The organism is Rhizobacter sp. P3_B12 (genome assembly GCF_056402895.1).
Map to the genome: position 1 here is coordinate 1 of NZ_JBFUGN010000641.1, position 3,605 is coordinate 3,605.

Annotated in this window: 4 protein-coding genes; all 4 read left to right on the forward strand. The window is 68.0% G+C overall.

The window, feature by feature from the left end:
• Window positions 1–81: 81 nt before the first annotated feature.
• The gene (locus AC1D01_RS25265; protein ID WP_477871255.1) at window positions 82–1,053 is read left to right on the forward strand and encodes an ABC transporter substrate-binding protein; all 972 of its coding nucleotides are present in this window, start codon (window positions 82–84) and stop codon (window positions 1,051–1,053) included.
• Between the two features lie 10 nt (window positions 1,054–1,063).
• Entirely contained in the window at window positions 1,064–1,834 is a 771-nt protein-coding gene (locus AC1D01_RS25270; RefSeq protein ID WP_477871257.1) for an ABC transporter permease, read from the forward strand.
• A complete protein-coding gene (locus tag AC1D01_RS25275; RefSeq protein ID WP_477871259.1) occupies window positions 1,831–2,604 on the forward strand; it encodes an ABC transporter ATP-binding protein in 774 nt (257 codons plus the stop codon). Before AC1D01_RS25270 ends, AC1D01_RS25275 begins: the two co-directional genes overlap by 4 nt.
• Window positions 2,601–3,605 (forward strand): ATP-binding cassette domain-containing protein (locus tag AC1D01_RS25280; RefSeq protein WP_477871261.1); only part of this gene is annotated, 1,005 nt, incomplete at its 3' end. The genes AC1D01_RS25275 and AC1D01_RS25280, both read left to right, overlap by 4 nt.

Consider the following 3,605-nt stretch of genomic DNA (forward strand, 5'->3'; position numbering starts at 1 on the left):
TTGGTAGCCCGGATGCCAATCCGGGTTCTTCTTCGGCATGACACACGATCCCGGATTGACATCCGGGCTACAGGAGTTTTCATGATCACCCGTCGTCGTACCTTGCAAACTCTTGCCGCAGCTGCCTCGCTGGGTGCCGCAACTCTCACCCGCGCCGCGGACGACAGGATCCTGATCGGCTACTGGCCGATCGCGAGCGGCCTGCCGCTGTATGCCGGGCTCGAGCTCGGCACCTTCAAGGAGGCCGGGCTCGATGTCGAGGGCGTCAAGTTCTCCAGCGCCCAGCAGGTGGCCGAGGCGATGATCTCCGGCCGCATCCACGGCTCGGCGAACGGCACAGCGTCGGCCGTGCTGGCACTCGCCGAGATCACCTCGCCGGGCCTGTTCAAGATCATCTGCAGCAACCCGTCGAACCACAAGCTGGTGCTCGACGAGTTCGTCGTCGCGAAGGACAGCCCGATCAAGTCGCTCGCCGACCTGAAGGGCAAGAAGATCGCCAGCGGCCCCGGCATCCAGAACGTCACGCTCGCGAAGATCATGCTCGAGAAGAACGGCGTCGCGAACCCGCAGGTCACCGAGCTGCCGGTCGGCCAGCACGTGCCGGCACTCGTCGGCGGGCAGATCGATGCGGTCTACACGCTGGAGCCCACCGGCACCGCGGGCCGCCTGAAGGGCCTGACGCGCGTGCTCGAGACCGGCGTGATCAGCAAGTACGTGCTCGGCGATGCCGATGCGCCGTGGTTCGGCGGCTCGGCCAGCGTGACTGCCACGCTGCTGAAGGAGCGCCCGGCCGACGCGAAGAAATACATCGCCGCGTACGCGAAGGCGGTGGAGCACGTGCGCAGGAACCCCGAGGAGTCGCGCAACCACCTCGACGGCTTCACGTCGATCGATGCCTCGCTGGTGAAGGAGGTGCCGCTGTCGGGCTTCACGCTCTACAACGAGTTCAAGCCCAGCGACATCGACGCGTTCCAGAAGTTCTTCGACGTGTTCACCGAGCGCAAGATCTTCTCGCGCGCGGTGCCGGTGAAGCCGCTGCTCTACACCGCGTGAGGAGCGGGCCATGAACGCCTCGCGACTGATGGACCGGCGGCTGCTCCCGCTGATCGGCCCGCTGCTGCTGTTCGCCCTGTGGGAGCTCGTGATCTCGGCCCGGTGGATCAAGCCGGTGCTGCTGCCGCCGCCCGGCGAGACGCTCGCCTACCTGTGGAGCACGGTCGCGAGCGGCGCGATCGGGCCCGACCTGCTGTCCACCCTGGGGCGCACGCTGGCCGCCTTCGGCATCGCGGTGTTGATCGGCGTGCCGCTGGGCGTGCTGCTCGGCAGCTCGGAGCTCGCGTACCGCAGCGTCGAGTTCGTGATCGACTTCTTCCGCTCGACGCCGAGCTCGGCGCTGATCCCGCTCTTCATGCTGATCTTCGGCATCACCGACATCAACAAGATCGCGATCGCGAGCTTCGGCGCGATGCTGATCGTGCTCTTCAACAGCGCCTACGGCGTGATGAACGCGAAGAAGACGCGGGTGATGGCGGCGCAGATCATGGGCGTGTCGCGCTGGCATGTGTTCAAGGACGTGATGCTGATGGAGAGCCTCGCGCAGACCTTCGTGGGCCTGCGCAGCGCGGTCTCGATGGCGCTGGTGATCGTCATCGTCGCCGAGATGTTCATCGGCTCGGAGACCGGGCTCGGCCACCGCATCATCGATGCGCAGCAGGTGTTCAACGTGAAGGACATGTACAGCTCCATCCTGATCACCGGCGCGCTCGGCTACCTGCTGAACCTCGCGTTCCTGCTGGTCGAGAAGAAGCTGATCCACTGGAGCGGCAAGGCATGAACGGGCCCGCCGTGAACCTGCCGCACGTGACGATCCGCGGGCTGTGCAAGTCGTTCGCCGGATCGCCGCTGTACACCGACTTCAACCTCGACCTGCCGCGCGGCGAGATCGTCTCGATCTTCGGGCCGAACGGCTGCGGCAAGTCGACGCTGATGAACATGATCGCCGGGCTGGTGCCGCTGGACGCCGGCGAGATCCTGTTCGACGGCAAGACGCTGAAGCAGACCGACATCGGCTACGTGTTCCAGAACTACCGCGACGCGCTGTTCCCGTGGATCAGCGCCCGCGACAACATCGCCTACCCGCTGCGCCGCAAGGGCATGAAGGAAGCGCAGGTGCGCGAGCGCGTCGACGAGCTCGTGAAGCTGTTCGAGATCCGCTTCGACCTGGCGCGCTACCCGTACGAGCTGTCGGGCGGGCAGATGCAGACGGTGTGCATCATGCGGGCGCTTGCGCCGCGGCCCGAGGTGATGTTCCTCGACGAGCCGTTCTCGGCGCTCGATTTCGAGATGACGCTGTTCATCCGCGAGAAACTGCAGGAGGCGCACCTCGCGACCGGCGTGACGATGGTGATCGTCTCGCACGACCTGGAAGACGCGGTGTTCCTGGCCGACCACATCCTGCTGCTGACGCGCCGGCCGACGCGCATCGCCGAGTTCGTGCCCTTCGAGATGCCGCGGCCGCGCCTGCCCGAGGCGGTGTCCGACGAGCGCTTCGTGCGCGTGAAGGCGCACACGCTCGAGGTGTTCCGGCGGGAGATGAAGGCGTGACGGCGCCGCTCGATCCGGTGCCGCGGCCGACCGGTGCGCTGGCGCTCGACACCTACCAGCTGACCAAGCGCTTCGGCGCCTTCACGGCGCTCGACGGCGTGTCGCTCGCGGTGCGGCCCGGCACCGTGCATGCGCTGCTCGGCGAGAACGGCGCCGGCAAGAGCACGCTGGTGAAGTGCGTGGTCGGCTGGCAGCGCGCCGAAGAAGGCAGCGTGCTGATCGATGGCCGCGAGCGCGACATCGCGTCGCCGGTGGTCGCGCGCGAGCTGGGCATCGGCATGGTCTACCAGCACTTCACCGTGGTGCCGGGCATGACGGTGGCCGAGAACCTGCTGCTCGCGCGCGGGCGGCTGCCGGCCGTCATCCACTGGCCGACGGTGCGCCAGGAACTGGCCGCCTTCCTCGAGACGACGCCGTTCAGGCTCGACCTCGATGCGACGCCGCAGCAGCTGTCGGCCGGGCAGAAGCAGAAGCTGGAGATCCTGAAGCAGCTGCTGCTGAAGCCGCGCCTGCTGATCCTCGACGAGCCGACCTCGGTGCTGACGCCGCAGGAGGCCGACGAGGTGCTGGGCCTGCTGCGCGACCGTGCGCATGCGGGCGATTGCAGCATCGTGCTGATCACGCACAAGTTCCGCGAGGTCACCGCGTATGCGGACGACGTGAGCGTGCTGCGGCGCGGCCGGCTGGTGGCGGCGCATCGGGTGGCCGAGACCGACCCGCGGCAGCTGGCGGCGGAGATGATCGGCGCGGCCGATGAGGGCGCCCCGGAATCGAAGCGCGAGTTCGCGCCGCCGCAGCGCACCGAGCGCGAGCGTGGGGCCGCGCGGCTGACGATCGAGGCGCTGACGGTCGATGGCGACCGCGGCCAGGCGGCAGTCAACGGCCTGAGCCTCAGCGTGCATGCCGGCGAGATCGTCGGCGTGGCGGGCGTCTCGGGCAACGGCCAGCGCGAGTTCGCCGAGGCGCTGGTCGGCCAGCGTCGGCGCGTGTCGGGCGAGGTG

Coding starts and splice junctions, on each gene's coding strand:
- AC1D01_RS25275 (WP_477871259.1), top strand. CDS start 1,831: ATGAACGGGCCCGCCGTGAACCTGCCGCACGTGACGATCCGCGGGCTG.
- AC1D01_RS25265 (WP_477871255.1), top strand. CDS start 82: ATGATCACCCGTCGTCGTACCTTGCAAACTCTTGCCGCAGCTGCCTCG.
- AC1D01_RS25270 (WP_477871257.1), top strand. CDS start 1,064: ATGAACGCCTCGCGACTGATGGACCGGCGGCTGCTCCCGCTGATCGGC.